Consider the following 14,936-nt stretch of genomic DNA (forward strand, 5'->3'; position numbering starts at 1 on the left):
AAAGCAATGACCGTCTAATTTTTAAAAGTATGTAGCATCAACCTAATTTTGATAACAATAAGATTAACCTACTTATAAAAAATACATAGCGGTAATCGCTAAACCCTGAACTATACCATGAGAAAAGCTCATATTCTTTTAGCCGTACTACTTTTTATGGGTGCCTTTGCCAAAGCGCAACAGCTACCCCAGTTTACGCAATACATGTACAACACCATTTCAGTTAACCCCGCCTATGCAGGTAGCCGGGAAACATTAAATGCCACAGTACTGCACAGAAACCAATGGGCAGGTCTAGAGGGAAATCCAAGAACGAGTACCTTTTCGGTTCATAGCCCATTAAAAAATGAACGAATAGGTTTAGGGGTGTCATACATCAATGACCGTTTGGGCTTTGAAAGTACCAATTACTTTTATGCCGATTTTTCATATACCGTTCCCGTTAGCGAGGAAATAAACCTACGCTTTGGTTTAAAGGGTGGCGCAACTAGTTATAACCTGGTTAACCCAGACCCCAATGATCAATTTTTCAATTCCAACTTTAACAGTATTAACCCTAATTTTGGTGCCGGTGTATATATTGGCTCTAACAGATGGTATGCGGGTATTTCTTCCCCAAGAATCCTTAATACCGATTTGAACGAGGGTGAATTTCAGGCATTGGAACGAAATAGTTATTACGCCATTGGTGGACTTGTGTTCGACTTGTCGGCTACCACAATATTCAAGCCTACCATAATTACCAAATTTACCAATGGTGCTCCGGCCACTTATGATTTTACCATCAACTTTTTGTTCAACGAAAAGTTTTGGATCGGTACTTCCTATCGTGTAAACGATGCTTCAAATTTTGGTGCCATGATGGATTACCAAGTATCAAAGGATTTTAGGATCGGTTACGCCTATGACCTACCGACTTCTGCGGTAAGACCGTACACCGGAGGAACCCATGAAATTATTTTAATCTATGAAATCAGAAAGAAAGTATTAGGTCCTGTAAAATCCCCAAGATATTTCTAGAACCCTAAATCAAACGCAATGAAAACGTATAAAACCTACTCCATATTAACGCTACTTTTCTTAGTAGGCCAATTTGCCTTTGCACAATTTGCCTCCCAAAAAAAAGCCGATTATTACTTTAGTAAATTCTCTTATGCCAAGGCAATACCGGAATATGAGAGAATGATAGATTCAGATTTAAATTCTGAGTATGCACACCAACAATTGGCAGAATGTTATTTGCTTATTAGAGACTATAAAAAATCCATACCCCATTTTAAGGCGGTAATCAATAATGCAACTTTGCCTACGGATTATTATTTTAAATATGCCATGGCACTTTATGCAAATGGTGATTTGGATGAGTCTGAAAAGTGGATTAAAAAATATAAAAAATACAATAAAAACGATTCTAGGGTAAAACGCTTTTTAAAGGATGGCAACTTGGCATCTGTAGTATTTAACAGTAGACAACGTTATGAAGTAGAGCCCGTTTCATTTAATTCTACAGATAGCGATTTTGGAATCTCTAGATTTAAGGGCAATCTATATTTTGGTTCATCTAGACGAGATGAAGTTACCGGAGATACCTATGGTTGGAACGATGAACCTTGGTTAGATCTTTTTGTAGTTCAGGAAGATAATGATATGTCCATGCCAAAAAGGTTAAAAGGTAATGTAAATACCAAATTTCATGAAAGTAGCGTAGCGTTTTCTACGGATTACAAAAATGATACGATTATGTATTTTACCCGTAACAATTTCTATGATAAAAAGGAAGGTTACGGAGCATCTAACGAAATCAATCTAAAAATATATACCGCCAAATTTATTGATGGAGAATGGGTAGAAAACAGTAACCTGAGAATTAACAGTGATTATTACTCTACAGGACACCCTTCCGTAAACAAGGCCAGAACCCGAATTTATTTTACCAGTGACCGTCCGGGCGGTTATGGAGGTACAGATATTTATTATGCTGAAATTCATGAACGCGGTGGTATACAGACACCGGTGAATGCAGGTCCGATCGTGAATACTGAAGGAAATGAAATGTTTCCGTTCATAAATGAGGAAGGAAAATTGTTCTTTAGTTCAGATGGCCATGTTGGTTTCGGTCAATTGGATGTGTTCTCTACAATTTCCGATGAGGATGGTAAGGTAATCGATATTATTAACTTAGGCACCCCTATAAATAGTTCCAGTGATGATTTTGCTTATTATGGACTTCCTAACGGACTTGAAGGTTATATCAGCTCTAACCGAGAGGGTGGTATGGGTAGTGATGACATCTATAAATTTAAGTTTACCCCTTCATTGGATGTAGAAGGGTATGTTGTGGATGGTGTAAACGAACAAATGTTGGATAGTGTGCAGATAAAATTGTATGATCAAATTACCAATACCATGGTTGCACAGACTATGACAGATGAGAACGGGTATTACAGATTCCCAGTAAATAGAAAAACTACATATATGATAGAGGCGGTTAGAAAAACACACCCTCATAAAAATTTGTATTTCAATACATCAGAAACTCCAAAGGCTCAGAAAATATTAAGGCAAGACATTGTTTTGGAACCTGTTCTTGACCTAAAGTTATTGGCGGGACTTAACAAAATATATTTTGATTTCAACAAAAGTGATATACGCCCAGATGCCGCCAAAGAATTGGATAAGGTTATTAAGGTAATGAACCAAACATATCCGGATATGATTATTAAACTGGAATCTCATACAGATCCTGTTGGTAGTCATACCTATAATGACAACTTATCGGAAAGTAGGGCAAAATCTACTTATGAATATCTTATAGAAAACGGCGTCTCAAAGGATAGGATCGTCTCTTATAAAGGTTTTGGTAAACGTATGCCAATTAACAAATGTACCAGTAAACAAGATTGCACGCCAGAGGAACTTGAACTGAATAGACGAACCGAATTCCCTATTTTACAGATTAAAAAAGGTAGAATCGTATCAAAATAAACCAAACAACTGATCAACCATAAAAAAGTCCTTTACCGCACTGGTAAAGGACTTTTTAATTTTTCTTAAGAAATTCACTTATTTCATAATACCGTCCACTATTCCGTATTCAATAGATTCTTCGGCATTCATCCAGTAATCCCTGTCAAAATCCTTTAATACCTTTTCATAGTCCTGACCACAATTATCTGCCAATATACGGGCACTAAGTTCTTTTGTCTTTATTATTTCCCTAGCTTGGATTTCAATATTGGATGCCTGTCCTCTTGCTCCTCCACTTGGTTGATGAATCATTACTTGTGCATGGGGCTGTATAAACCTTCTCCCCTTTTTACCTACAGAAAGTAATATTGAACCCATTGATGCCGCCAATCCAGTACAGATGGTAGACACCGGACTTTTAAGGGACTTAATAGTATCGTACATGGCAAAACCAGAAGTAACATATCCTCCAGGGCTATTGATATAAAGCTGTATTTCCTTATCATTCTGCATATCTAGATATAACAACCGATCAATTACATGTTTTGCAGAATCGTCATCAACCATACCCCATAGGAACACCTTTCTTTCTTCCAACAATTTCTCATCTATGGCTTCCTGAATTTTTCCTTTTTTAGCACTCATATTTTAAGTTTATTTATCAATAACAAAATTAAGGAATTAATTGGTAAACAAATACGGCAAAGACCAACTCAATTCTTACCTTAAAACCTTTAAAAAGTTTGTTTATGGTCTATTCAATTTTGGTTTCATCTACGGTAACCGTTTTTTCCACTACTTTTTTAATAGGGATAACAACTTTGCCGGTCTTGGTCTTTATAATCATGGATATGTTATCTATGCCTATAACGGTCCCTTGTAGTTTACCTATTTTTACCTTGTCCCCTACTTCATAAATTTTTCGGGTATAAAATGTCCTGAGTAAGTCTCCAACTACTTCCCGCGACCCCAAACCTAATGCAAGGGCTATTGCCAAGAGGAAAGCACCCAAGATAATAGTAAAGTTGTTTGTAACGATTTCAGTATCTACCCCGGCCTGGTTCAAGGCGGTAATACTAACAAATACAATTATGAGATAAAATAGCACATTGCCCAATATTTTGCCTCCTCCCATTCCAATAGAATCAAAGACTTTTATAATTGTTTCCTTGATAATTTTAGCCAGGTATAATCCAATCATAAAAATGACCAATGCAGATAATAATATAGGCAGATATCTCAATAAATTGGCTATCTCAGAAGATATGATGGTAAGCCCCATGATATCTGATGCCACGATGATGAACACTAACCACAAAAGCACTTTTATAAATGTGACCAGCAGTTTAGCGATATCTACTTTTAAATCTGCATCACCAAATAATTTGGCATCATTGATTTTTTGACTAAACCGGTCCAATTTAATTGCCTTGAATATGCGTTTTAGTACAAAGGTGGTGACCTTAATGATCAACCAACCAAAAATCATTACGATAAAAGCACCAAATATCCCTGGTAAAGCGGCCGCAATATCCCTGAAAATATTGCTTAACGATTCAAAAGTAAGGTCTTTCCATTTATCAACTGTATCCATTCTTTATGTGTTTACTGCTAGTGTAAATAATTATTTATTTGTTTTGAGCATACCTTCTATAATCGATGCAAAATTACCTGTAAACAGGTTTGTCAGCTCCATGACAAGTTTAGCCGCAGCAATGTCGTCCATTACCTTTTTACGCAATTCCGGGGGGACATTTTTCATATCCTCCTCTAAAATCTTAAACGGATTCTTGTCTTGTTCTAACATTAAGGTAGGGTTTTATACATTTCTACTACTTTGGCCTTGGCCCTTTTTAGCCTCATTTTTATAGCACTTGGTTTTATTCCCAAAACATCTTCCAATTCTTTAATAGAAGCCCCGTCCTGGTATTTTAAAAGTAACAATGATTTGTCTTCGGGTGCAATTTTCTCCAAAGCTTTCTTTAGCTTATCTACCTGCATCTGCAGCAACAAATCATCGGTTACCTCAATGGGGACTTCGGGTGTGGTCTCAAATTTGACCGAGTTGTCCTTTATTCGTCTTTCCTTATTTCTATTGACATAATTTACACAGAAATTATAGGTAAAGGAATACAACCAGGTAGAAAACTTTGAAGTTCCCTTAAACGAACCCAATTTAACAAATAACATTAGAAAGATATCTTGGGTAAGGTCCTCCGCCTCTTTATCAGACCTTGCAAATCCTAGACATTTGTTATATACTAATTTAGAATACCGATCATATAGTTCCCCAAACAAAAGTGCATCCTTTCTTATAACAATTTCACGTACCAAATCAATATCGGAATAATCACTATAAGCCGTATTGGAAGTTGATTTGTCTCCAAACTGATTTCCAATAATTATAAAACAAAGTCTTTTAAGAAACGTCACTGGTACTATAGGTTTACAAAAAATAAAAGTAGGTTAAAGATTTGGTAATTGATATATTTGATACCAAATGTATTAAAAATGAAAAAAATACTCATCCTTGCCGTTTGCTCCCTAGTCCTTTCCATTAGTTGTAAAACCGACCGTAGTACACAGGAGAAAGAAGCATCTTCCCCAAAAGAAATAACAATCTTGGAAAAAGTTGCAAATGCGCATGGTTATGAGGACTGGAAAGATATAGCCAATATAAAATTTACATTTAACGTGGATAGGGATTCCTCTCACTTTGAGCGCACATGGTCATGGAACACCAAAACCCATATGGTCATTAAGACTACCCGCCAGGACACCATATCCTATAATAGAAAAGCGGTTGATAGCACTACGGCTAGTACAGATGGTGGTTTTGTAAACGATAAATTCTGGCTTTTGGCCCCTTTTCAACTGGTATGGGACCAAAATAATTTTTCATACGAACATATAGAGCAAATAGAGGCACCTATAAGCAAGCAAAAAATGCATAAACTTACCACGGTCTATGCAAATGAAGGTGGATATACCCCTGGAGATGCCTATGATTATTATTTTGGCGATGATTATATCATTAAGGAATGGGCATTTAGAAAAGCAAACCAAAAAGAACCCAATATGGTGACCACTTGGGAGGAGTATAAGAAATTAAGTGGCCTGAACATAAGTACAATGCACAAAAGACCGGATACAGATTTTTCACTATACTTTACAGGGGTTGAGGTTAAACAATAGGGATTAAAGTTTGATGTATTTTCATCGAAAATCAATAATTCATGAAAGTATCATTTTTTACATTCATCCTATTTTCAATTTTTGGTTATTCCCAAAATACTTTGAAGGCCATAGTAGTTGATAATGTTGATAATTTGCCGTTAGAATTTGTTGGTATTTTCAATACTGAAGACCATACCGTTACCAATGAAGACGGGCGTTTTCAATTTTCCTCTTCTTTAGACTCCATAACCATCTACCTGGTAGGTTATGATAAAATACGCACCACCTTTCAAAAAGTTAGTGATACCGTATACCTCAACAAAAGTGTTTTAAAATTAAATGAGGTTACCGTAACCAACCAAAAAACATTATGGCAAAAAATTGGTGATTCAATACGATCAAACTATCCTATTTACCCTTACAAGGAGCGATTTTTTCTTAGAGGGGTCTTAAGATATAATGGAGAAATTACCAGAATCCAAGATATACAGGGAAAACTGGAAAGGAGAACACTTTTATATACCAAAGATATAGTGCCCAACTCTAAAGATTTTAAGGTTGAATTGACCAATATGCGTAAAGTAGGCTTGGTAAAGGATGAGAATCAAGTCTACTTTATTTTTGAAACTTTTTATGAGCTTTTCATGAATTTTACCCCCATTAATGCCACCGGAGATGCTTTTAATTTAACCGAATCTACCTTTGAGAATGAACGTAAGACCAAGCTTGGTTTTCAAAACAAACCTGAGTTTATCAATGAAGAAGTAAAAGGCCATTATATTATAAACAATACCAACAACGCCATTGAAAGAATTTACATGACCATACGCTATAAAAACAATCCTTATAATAAGGATGGGGATACTAGATTTAGAACGGTTACCATAGAAAAAGAGATGGCACTTTCCAAATCATCAAACACGAACAAATATTATTTAGCAAATGCAAAATATGAGGTAAAGGTAGAGATAACGGATGACCAGAATTCATATACATCGTTTTATGATGTATCATTTATTCTTACCACAACGGACAATGAAGGGTCCTTTGAGGTCAAAAAAAATGTAAATGCTACCAAAGATTTGTTTAAGATTAATTATCCGTATGACCAAAATTTTTGGAAAGGGCAAAACCAATTATTATTGACAGAAGAAATGTCCAACTTCATTGAAAATGTACAGGACCCCAATAATGAATTTAAAGTAAAAAGCAATATCAAGAATTGATCTAAACGTTCTTTTTCTTTAATAAAAAGGTAAAAAGTAATATTAAAAATCCACAGGCCAACAATACTACAAAGCTTCTGGTAAGACTATAATTTTCTGCCAAAAATCCTAAAATTGGTGGTGCACACAAAAATCCGGCATAACCGGAACCGGCTATAAATGCAATACCCTTGGAAGAATCTACACCCTTTACATTACCTCCTATTCTGAAAACTTCAGGCACAATGACCGAAAATCCTAAACCGTTCATGGCAAACCCAATTATAGTAAGTACCGTGTCCGCACTTAAGACCAAAAGATATCCTAAAATAGCTAAGAGTGCACCTAAAGCCACTAATTTATTTGAACCAATGGATTCATTTATGCCATCGCCTAAAAACCTGCCCAGGGTCATAGTTATTTGAAAACCTAAAAAGCCTAATCCCCAAAAAGTTTCCGGCGCCAGGGTTATTTCTTTTAAATACAGTCCGCTCCAATCTACAATGGCACCTTCACTACCCATGGCCACAAATGATATAAAACCCAACAGAAGCAAGGGTTTTAGAAGTCCTAACTTAAAAGGTTCCTGTACAAGCTCCTCAGCAGTTTCATCAATAAATTGATTTTTAAATCTAAAATTGACGATCAATACCAACCCCACGGCCAAGAACATGTGTAAGACCGGATTTGATAGCGGACCTATTAAAAAACTGCCCATACCGGCCAAAACGCCACCCAAGCTAAAAAAACCGTGAGAAGCTGACATAAATTTTACCTTGTCCTTTTTCTCTATTTCAGTGACCAAGGTGTTCATGGATATATCCGTAAGACCATTAGAGGCTCCAAATAGAAAAAGGGCCACCATTAATACATAATAATTAGCAGCCATTAAGGGCAACATAGCTGCCGCACAGCTAAACAGCACTCCATAAAAAGTAGTTTTACCAACACCTACCCTATTAATGATTGAAGATGCAAAAGGAAAAATTGAAAATACACCCAATGCCAGAAAAAAAATGGCAATGCCCAATTGAGATTTATCAATGCCCAAATTCTCCTTTACCGTAGGAATATATATTGCCCACGTACCAAATAAAATATTGATACTTGCAAATACCCATGACGGACCAAAGTAGCGCGCATTTCGTAATATTAAGCTCAATGATTTCATTTAGAATTGGATGTTGGTTAAGTAAAATGAAATACTCCGGTTCTATTTCTACCTTTTAATTGGCAAGAACTCCTGCTTTTAAAATTTGACCAAAACGATACATATCTTCATAAGAACAATAAAAAGGAGCAGGTGCCAATCGTATTACATTAGGTTCTCGCCAATCTGTAATTACACCGTTCTCCATTAAATAATTAAATAATGACTTACCGTGACCATGTAAAAATACAGATAGTTGACAACCGCGATCTTTTGGTGTAATTATTTCAAAAGAACTATCAACTTCCTTATCTATTTCATGCAATATAAACTCTAGATAAGAAACGATCTTGTTTCTTTTTTCTATCAAAGCATCCATACCCACTTCCTCAAATAAAGTTAAAGAAGCCAAATATGGCGCTATGGACAATACCGGAGCATTACTTATTTGCCAAGCATCTGCATTTTCCATTGGTTCAAACTCAGGTTTCATTAAAAATCGGGTCTCTTTTTTCGTTCCCCACCAACCCTCAAATCTAGGTATATCCGTTTTACCTAAATATTTTCGGTTTACAAAAATACCCGATGCATTGCCCGGACCGCTGTTCATATATTTATAACTGCACCAAGAGGCAAAATCCACTTCCCAATCATGTAAGTTTAGCTTAACATTTCCTACAGCATGGGCCAAATCCCAACCAACCATAGCACCTACAGCTTTTCCAGCTTTGGTGATGGCCTTCATATCCATTACTTGCCCATTATAATAATTTACTCCGCCAATCAATACTAAAGCAAGCTCATCGCCCACCTCATTAATTTTTTGAATAACATCTTCCGTACGCCAATAATGCTCTCCTTCCCTTTTTTTAACTTCTATAATGGTGTCCTTTGGGTCTAAGCCATGGAAACGTACTTGACTTTGAAACATGTATTGATCACTGGGAAACGCTTTTTCCTCACAGATAATTTTAAAACGCTTTGTAGTTGGCCTATAAAAGGAAACCATTAACAAGTGTAGATTTACCGTAAGGGTATTCATAACGGAAACTTCCTCTGGCAACGCACCTACCACTTTAGCTAAAGGTTCGGCAAGTTGCTCGTGATAGTCCCACCATGGCTTTTTAGCATAAAAATGACCTTCTACGGCCAATTCTGCCCAATCTTTCATGACCTCATCTATAAAACCCTGTGTACGTTTTGGTTGCAGACCCAATGAATTGCCCGTAAAATATATGACCTCCTTACCATTTACCTTAGGAAAGATAAACTCATCCCGGTAAACCCCAAGTTGGTCAATGGCATCCAATGATTTTGCAAATTCCAATGTATTCTTAAACTCCATATCAATTTTTATAAAAAAGTAAAGATAAGCCCATAAACAAATTTAACATGACCAAAACCTATCATTATTCTTTGGTTCGCAATCTCATTTCAATCATGTGATTATTGAAGCCAACTTTTTCATATGCACGTAATGCAGGTTGGTTACCACTATAAACGGTCAACCTTAATTCAGATAACCCATTTGTACTAGCCCACTGACTTAAACGGTTCATAATCTTACCGTTTACCCCTTTTCCCCTATAGGATGGATGCGTATACATAAAGCCCAAATAGGCATAATGTGTATGATCCAAATAGGGTCTGGCAGGTTTTTCCAGTGCATAACCAGTACCCACTATTTTCTCTTGGTCACAAGCTACTATTATAATAGCACGTGGATTGGACATAAGTGCCTCCAAATCATAATAGGTAACCTTTTCATTTTTAATTGTGGGGTCCATTGGCCGTTCTGCCTTAATGACTTCCTGCTCATATTCCCTTAAAACTACCAGATCATCTAGGTTAGCTTCTCTAATTTTTAATATCATAGCTATTTCAACAAATATTCCAAACCATTAAATTAAGGCTTAATACGCTATTTTTGCAAAAAGAAACATATGCATTTTCTGTCGCCACTTTTAGAATCATACTTAGCGGATAATTCCCAAGAGGAGCCTAAGTTACTACAGGAGCTCACGCGTGAAACCCATTTAAAAGTCATACAGCCCAGAATGCTTACGGGTCATTTTCAAGGCCGTGTATTAAGCTTGCTCTCCAAGATAATTAGACCACGAACAATTCTTGAAATAGGTACCTATACCGGATATTCCGCCCTTTGTCTAGCAGAAGGTCTGCCCAATGACGGCATTTTGCATACCATAGATGTCAATGCAGAATTGAAACGCATTCAGCGTAAGTATTTTGACCTAAGTGGTTATGGACCCCAAATTGTACAGCATATAGGCAATGCCTTGGATATTATTCCACAAATGGACCAAACCTTTGACCTCGTCTTCATTGATGCGGAAAAAAAACAATACGATCATTATCTAGAAGCGGTATTACCAAAAACCACATCTGGTTCCGTCATTCTTTCGGACAATGTTCTTTGGTCCGGTAAAGTAGTGGAACCATTGGACCCAAAGGATAAGGCGACCAAGGTTTTATTAAACTATAATAAAAAGTTGAGCGAGCATCCTTTATTGGATACCGTACTATTACCCATTAGGGACGGACTTACTTTAAGTAGGGTGAAATAAGCTTGTGGTATACCCTATAAAAGAAATAAGCGGATAGTGCTCCAAACAGTGCTCCGGCCAAGAGATCTAATGGGTAATGTACCCCTAGATAAATTCTACTCATTATGAACAATACGGGCCAAATAAAACCTAGTACCACCCATGACACATATTTTCGTAGACAAAAAGTCACAAAGGCCATGATGGAAAAAGAAATAGCGGCATGGGCTGAAAAAAAACTATAACTGGACGGATTTTTTACAATCCTGATCATCATTTTTAAATCCTCATCATTATTGGGTCTAGGCCTAGCTACAATCTGCTTAACCAAATTGGTAAGTGTTTCAACAAAAAAAACCATGACCAACAAGGTAACGATCAAGGTAAAGGCTTCCCTTTTGGGATATTTAATAAAAAATAAAATCAAAATCCCTAAAAACAAGGGAATCCATGGAGGGTATTTGGTAACGGTTGACCAGAAAAAATCATAGGGTTGCTCCCCAAGGTTGTTTAGATAGATAAAAGCATCACGATCCCATTGTAGAATACTATCTAACATTATGGGTTTACTTTCTCTTTATACTACCTGTAACATCACTTATATTCTTGCCTACGTCGCTTATTTGTTTTTTAACGTCCTTGGCCAAACCAGAGTCTATATCCTTCTTCATATCATCGATATCTTTTTTAATATCCTTAACGAAACTGGTATCTATCCCCTGTTTATCCGCACTTTTTTGTATCTCTTGCTTAATATCCTCGGTGGCATCTTTTAATTGACGCATACCTTTTCCCAATCCCTTGGCAATGCCCGGAATTTTGTCCGCCCCAAAAACCATCACCACTATGAACATAATGAAGAAAATTTCCGCGCCGCTAATAAATAATGAGTACATCATAATCATGCTACAAATATAAACAAGTTTAGTATCCAAATTAAAAAAGCCCCGTAGTTATACGAGGCTTTTATAAAATATATTTTCGTCCTAATCTCCTTTGATACCTTCTTTCATTTGATCAAAATCGCTCTCCTGCTCTTTCCTTGGCCAACTATTGTTGGTCGTATCAATATCCGCAGTTTCCATTTTAGGATCAATTTCCACGCCGGTCAATTCTGAGGTAGATGAAACAACGATCATTACCTCACTGGAGTTCTTTCTCCAAATTTCCGGAGGATAGGTGACATTTTTAGTAGTCCCATCCGCGTAGGTATATTCAACGATCAACGGCATAGGCAAACCACCGGGACTATTATAGGTAATCTCATAAAAATATTTTGGCTCTTTAACGGCCGCCCTTTCCGCAGCGGTCATGTTGTCCATCATATATTCCTTAAGGGTCTGGGAAGTCTCTGAAGGCAAGTTGTTCTTCAATTCCGGTGCAACGATACTTGCATCGTCAAACTCTTCCAAATACACAAGTGGTCTAAGATCCGCCTCTGTCATACCACGTTCAGACAAATAAGCCTGCATTTTCTTGTTTGGCTTATCGCTCACATAATATTTTTTGATGTTCTTAACGCCCATATCCACATAATCCGTAGTATAGAACCAACCTCTCCAATACCAATCCAAGTCTACCGCAGAGGCATCTTCCATGGTCCTGAAGAAATCTTCTGGAGTAGGATGTTTAAATTTCCATCGCTGCGAATAGGTCTTGAATGCATGGTCAAAAAGCTCACGACCCATAACGGTCTCTCTTAAGATATTCAAAGCAGTAGCCGGTTTACCATAGGCATTTGGGCCTAGTTGAAATACATTTTCAGGATTTGACATAATCGGGGAAATTGTACTCTGATCGCCGCTCATATATGGAACGATCTTGGCGGGATCACCTCTTCTTGATGGGTATTTCTCATTTGGCGCAATAGCTTCCGGATACAATTCTCCAAATTCCTGTTCTGCCATATATTGCATAAAGGTATCCAGACCTTCATCCATCCAGCCCCACTGACGTTCATCTGAATTTACGATCATAGGAAAGAAATTATGGCCTACTTCATGGATAATTACACTGATCATACCATATTTTGTCCTATCGGAATAACTACCGTCCGCATTGGGTCTACCATAGTTCCAGCAAATCATAGGATATTCCATTCCCTGATTCTTGGCATGAACGGATATTGCTTTTGGATAAGGATATTCAAAGGTATGAGATGAATACGACCTTAAGGTATGTGCCACCGCCTTTGTGGAATATTCTTCCCATAACGGGTTGCCTTCCTTTGGATACATCGAAACGGCCATTACATCCCTATCGCCCATTTTAACGGCCTGCATGTCCCAAATGAATTTTCTGGAAGTAGCGAAGCCAAAATCACGTACATTTTCAGCCTTTAGCTTCCAGGTCTTTGTTTTGTCGGAAAAACCTTTTTCAGCTGCTTCCGCTTCTGCTTGGGTAACGATCAATACAGGTTTATCATAAGATTTCTTGGCCTGCTCATACCGTTTCATCATTTCCTTGGTATATACTTCCTTTCTATTCTGAAGAACTCCTGTGCCGTCCAATATATGGTCTGCCGGTACGGTAATGTTTACTTCATAATTGCCAAATGGCAATGCAAATTCTCCATTGCCCCAAAATTGATGGTTTTGCCATCCTTCTACATCATTGTAAACCGCCATTCTAGGAAAAAACTGTGCTATAACATAGGCCCTGTTTCCATCTTCAGCAAAATATTCATAGCCAGACCTTGCCCTATTTACGGTATGATCTGGAATATTATAATTCCATTTAACATTAAAGGAGAACTTTTCCCCACTTTTTAACGGAGTGGGCAAATCAACCCTCATCATGGTAAAATTAATGGTATAAGGCAATGCCTTACCAGAATCGTCCTTAACATGTTCAATGACAAAACCTCCATCAAAAGCCTCGGTCATATATTTACCTACAAATGTTTTTGCCTCATCTGCAATAGGCACTCCACTACCATTTTTCAATAAAGCCTTAGAGTCCTTGGTCCTTATGTTCTGGTCCAATTGCACCCATAAGTATTCAAGTTGATCTGGGGAATTGTTGGTATAGGTTATGGTTTCCTCTCCATAAATCTTGGCGTTCTTGTCATCTAACCTAATATCCATTTTATAATCTGCCTGTTGCTGATAATAATCAGGCCCAGGCGCCCCAGATGCGGACCTATATGTGTTTGGGGTTGCAAATTCTTCATAAAGTTGTTTGAACTTACTTTGGTTGTAATGTCCAGGTTCCTTTTCATTGCTTGCCGGTTCCTGTGCAAAGGATACCGCTGTAAAAAGGAATAAAATAGAGGCAAATGCGTACTTTATTCTTATCATTTTGAGTTTGTTTTTAGTGTTCGAAAAATAAAGTTTTTAAAAGGATTTCTTAATGTTATGTTACAAGTTTAACATTCCTTTAGTATGCGATTTAATGAGTACGTGGCTCTTTTTTTTATTATCCACCTTAATATGAACAACATTTTGCTGGTCATCAAAGAGGTCCGTAAGTACCTCGTTCGTTATTCCGATCTGTTTTAATTCATCGCGTTGTATATTGGGTACTTCCAAGTAACAGATTACCATATCCGTATCGTACTTTTTACCAATAAAATTATAGGTAACCGTTTCCCCATTTATTTCGACCACAAATTTGGTGCGCAAATATTTTTCAAGATATTCACGATCCATGGAAGACTCACGATCGGTACCCAATTTTGCAGGTATGCCGTAACGTTCATTGATGACACTATTCATGTCATCTATAAATATGCGTGTTATGATCTGTACGGACCGGTCCTTTTCTGAATAATCTACATTAGTAACACTGATATAAAATTTATGTACACCTGTAAAGGCAAAAAAAGGCAACAACAGGGTGAGCAAACCAATTTTAAGAAATTTCATGTTCAAT

16 protein-coding genes are annotated in these 14,936 nt (G+C 37.1%); 5 read left to right on the forward strand and 11 right to left on the reverse strand.

Annotated elements, in window-relative coordinates:
- The first annotated feature begins 117 nt into the window (after positions 1-117).
- On the forward strand, positions 118-1,020 hold the full coding sequence (locus Q2T41_RS04555; RefSeq protein ID WP_304435110.1) for a PorP/SprF family type IX secretion system membrane protein: 903 nt from the start codon (positions 118-120) through the stop codon (positions 1,018-1,020).
- Positions 1,021-1,038: 18 nt separating this feature from the next.
- Positions 1,039-2,985: an OmpA family protein gene (locus tag Q2T41_RS04560; RefSeq protein ID WP_304435111.1), complete on the forward strand. Its 1,947-nt coding sequence runs from the start codon at positions 1,039-1,041 to the stop codon at positions 2,983-2,985.
- Positions 2,986-3,063: 78 nt separating this feature from the next.
- Here Q2T41_RS04560 and Q2T41_RS04565 read toward each other — a convergent pair whose 3' ends face one another.
- The 4 genes from Q2T41_RS04565 to Q2T41_RS04580 all read right to left on the reverse strand — a co-directional run bounded on the left by Q2T41_RS04565 (position 3,064) and on the right by Q2T41_RS04580 (position 5,400).
- On the reverse strand, positions 3,064-3,612 hold the full coding sequence (locus tag Q2T41_RS04565; RefSeq protein ID WP_089263340.1) for a ClpP family protease: 549 nt from the start codon (positions 3,610-3,612) through the stop codon (positions 3,064-3,066).
- A gap of 109 nt (positions 3,613-3,721) precedes the next feature.
- Positions 3,722-4,561 carry a mechanosensitive ion channel family protein gene (locus Q2T41_RS04570; protein ID WP_144801697.1) on the reverse strand — a complete coding sequence of 280 codons (840 nt, stop codon included), beginning with the start codon at positions 4,559-4,561 and terminating at the stop codon, positions 3,722-3,724.
- 30 nt (positions 4,562-4,591) lie between these two features.
- On the reverse strand, positions 4,592-4,774 hold the full coding sequence (locus Q2T41_RS04575; RefSeq protein WP_089263344.1) for a hypothetical protein: 183 nt from the start codon (positions 4,772-4,774) through the stop codon (positions 4,592-4,594).
- The gene (locus tag Q2T41_RS04580; RefSeq protein WP_089263346.1) at positions 4,774-5,400 is read right to left on the reverse strand and encodes an RNA polymerase sigma factor; all 627 of its coding nucleotides are present in this window, start codon (positions 5,398-5,400) and stop codon (positions 4,774-4,776) included. Before Q2T41_RS04580 ends, Q2T41_RS04575 begins: the two co-directional genes overlap by 1 nt.
- Before the next feature lie 78 nt (positions 5,401-5,478).
- On the opposite strand from Q2T41_RS04580, the gene Q2T41_RS04585 reads away from it, so the two are divergent.
- Together Q2T41_RS04585 and Q2T41_RS04590 are read left to right on the forward strand one after the other, a co-directional pair.
- Positions 5,479-6,162: a hypothetical protein gene (locus tag Q2T41_RS04585; RefSeq protein WP_304435113.1), complete on the forward strand. Its 684-nt coding sequence runs from the start codon at positions 5,479-5,481 to the stop codon at positions 6,160-6,162.
- A gap of 41 nt (positions 6,163-6,203) precedes the next feature.
- A complete protein-coding gene (locus Q2T41_RS04590) occupies positions 6,204-7,370 on the forward strand; it encodes a peptidase associated/transthyretin-like domain-containing protein (RefSeq protein WP_304435114.1) in 1,167 nt (388 codons plus the stop codon).
- 1 nt (position 7,371) lies between these two features.
- On the opposite strand, the gene Q2T41_RS04595 is transcribed toward Q2T41_RS04590, so the two are convergent.
- The 3 genes from Q2T41_RS04595 to Q2T41_RS04605 all read right to left on the reverse strand — a co-directional run bounded on the left by Q2T41_RS04595 (position 7,372) and on the right by Q2T41_RS04605 (position 10,373).
- Positions 7,372-8,520, reverse strand: a complete 1,149-nt coding sequence (locus Q2T41_RS04595; protein ID WP_304435115.1) for an MFS transporter — start codon at positions 8,518-8,520, stop codon at positions 7,372-7,374.
- 55 nt (positions 8,521-8,575) lie between these two features.
- A complete protein-coding gene (gene kynU / locus Q2T41_RS04600) occupies positions 8,576-9,844 on the reverse strand; it encodes a kynureninase (protein WP_304435116.1) in 1,269 nt (422 codons plus the stop codon).
- A gap of 64 nt (positions 9,845-9,908) precedes the next feature.
- A complete protein-coding gene (locus tag Q2T41_RS04605) occupies positions 9,909-10,373 on the reverse strand; it encodes a GNAT family N-acetyltransferase (protein ID WP_304435117.1) in 465 nt (154 codons plus the stop codon).
- 69 nt (positions 10,374-10,442) lie between these two features.
- Here Q2T41_RS04605 and Q2T41_RS04610 point away from each other — a divergent pair, with 69 nt between their 5' ends.
- A complete protein-coding gene (locus Q2T41_RS04610; protein ID WP_304435118.1) occupies positions 10,443-11,084 on the forward strand; it encodes an O-methyltransferase in 642 nt (213 codons plus the stop codon).
- Here Q2T41_RS04610 and Q2T41_RS04615 read toward each other — a convergent pair.
- The 4 genes from Q2T41_RS04615 to Q2T41_RS04630 all read right to left on the reverse strand — a co-directional run bounded on the left by Q2T41_RS04615 (position 11,062) and on the right by Q2T41_RS04630 (position 14,929).
- The gene (locus Q2T41_RS04615) at positions 11,062-11,622 is read right to left on the reverse strand and encodes a phosphatase PAP2 family protein (RefSeq protein WP_304435119.1); all 561 of its coding nucleotides are present in this window, start codon (positions 11,620-11,622) and stop codon (positions 11,062-11,064) included. The genes Q2T41_RS04610 and Q2T41_RS04615 overlap by 23 nt on opposite strands.
- A 7-nt stretch (positions 11,623-11,629) precedes the next feature.
- Positions 11,630-11,968, reverse strand: coding sequence for a Sec-independent protein translocase subunit TatA/TatB (locus tag Q2T41_RS04620; RefSeq protein ID WP_379920950.1), 339 nt, complete (start codon positions 11,966-11,968; stop codon positions 11,630-11,632).
- Positions 11,969-12,049: 81 nt separating this feature from the next.
- Positions 12,050-14,362 carry a M1 family metallopeptidase gene (locus tag Q2T41_RS04625; RefSeq protein ID WP_304435120.1) on the reverse strand — a complete coding sequence of 771 codons (2,313 nt, stop codon included), beginning with the start codon at positions 14,360-14,362 and terminating at the stop codon, positions 12,050-12,052.
- A 60-nt stretch (positions 14,363-14,422) separates the two neighbouring features.
- On the reverse strand, positions 14,423-14,929 hold the full coding sequence (locus tag Q2T41_RS04630) for a DUF6702 family protein (RefSeq protein ID WP_304435121.1): 507 nt from the start codon (positions 14,927-14,929) through the stop codon (positions 14,423-14,425).
- Positions 14,930-14,936: the final 7 nt, after the last annotated feature.

This window comes from Maribacter confluentis, assembly GCF_030505015.1.
Classification (GTDB): domain Bacteria; phylum Bacteroidota; class Bacteroidia; order Flavobacteriales; family Flavobacteriaceae; genus Maribacter; species Maribacter sedimenticola.

Coding starts and splice junctions, on each gene's coding strand:
- Q2T41_RS04605 (WP_304435117.1), bottom strand. CDS start 10,373: ATGATATTAAAAATTAGAGAAGCTAACCTAGATGATCTGGTAGTTTTA.
- Q2T41_RS04570 (WP_144801697.1), bottom strand. CDS start 4,561: ATGGATACAGTTGATAAATGGAAAGACCTTACTTTTGAATCGTTAAGC.
- Q2T41_RS04610 (WP_304435118.1), top strand. CDS start 10,443: ATGCATTTTCTGTCGCCACTTTTAGAATCATACTTAGCGGATAATTCC.
- Q2T41_RS04575 (WP_089263344.1), bottom strand. CDS start 4,774: ATGTTAGAACAAGACAAGAATCCGTTTAAGATTTTAGAGGAGGATATG.
- Q2T41_RS04595 (WP_304435115.1), bottom strand. CDS start 8,520: ATGAAATCATTGAGCTTAATATTACGAAATGCGCGCTACTTTGGTCCG.
- Q2T41_RS04585 (WP_304435113.1), top strand. CDS start 5,479: ATGAAAAAAATACTCATCCTTGCCGTTTGCTCCCTAGTCCTTTCCATT.
- Q2T41_RS04565 (WP_089263340.1), bottom strand. CDS start 3,612: ATGAGTGCTAAAAAAGGAAAAATTCAGGAAGCCATAGATGAGAAATTG.
- Q2T41_RS04630 (WP_304435121.1), bottom strand. CDS start 14,929: ATGAAATTTCTTAAAATTGGTTTGCTCACCCTGTTGTTGCCTTTTTTT.
- kynU (WP_304435116.1), bottom strand. CDS start 9,844: ATGGAGTTTAAGAATACATTGGAATTTGCAAAATCATTGGATGCCATT.
- Q2T41_RS04560 (WP_304435111.1), top strand. CDS start 1,039: ATGAAAACGTATAAAACCTACTCCATATTAACGCTACTTTTCTTAGTA.
- Q2T41_RS04555 (WP_304435110.1), top strand. CDS start 118: ATGAGAAAAGCTCATATTCTTTTAGCCGTACTACTTTTTATGGGTGCC.
- Q2T41_RS04625 (WP_304435120.1), bottom strand. CDS start 14,362: ATGATAAGAATAAAGTACGCATTTGCCTCTATTTTATTCCTTTTTACA.
- Q2T41_RS04620 (WP_379920950.1), bottom strand. CDS start 11,968: ATGATTATGATGTACTCATTATTTATTAGCGGCGCGGAAATTTTCTTC.
- Q2T41_RS04615 (WP_304435119.1), bottom strand. CDS start 11,622: ATGTTAGATAGTATTCTACAATGGGATCGTGATGCTTTTATCTATCTA.
- Q2T41_RS04590 (WP_304435114.1), top strand. CDS start 6,204: ATGAAAGTATCATTTTTTACATTCATCCTATTTTCAATTTTTGGTTAT.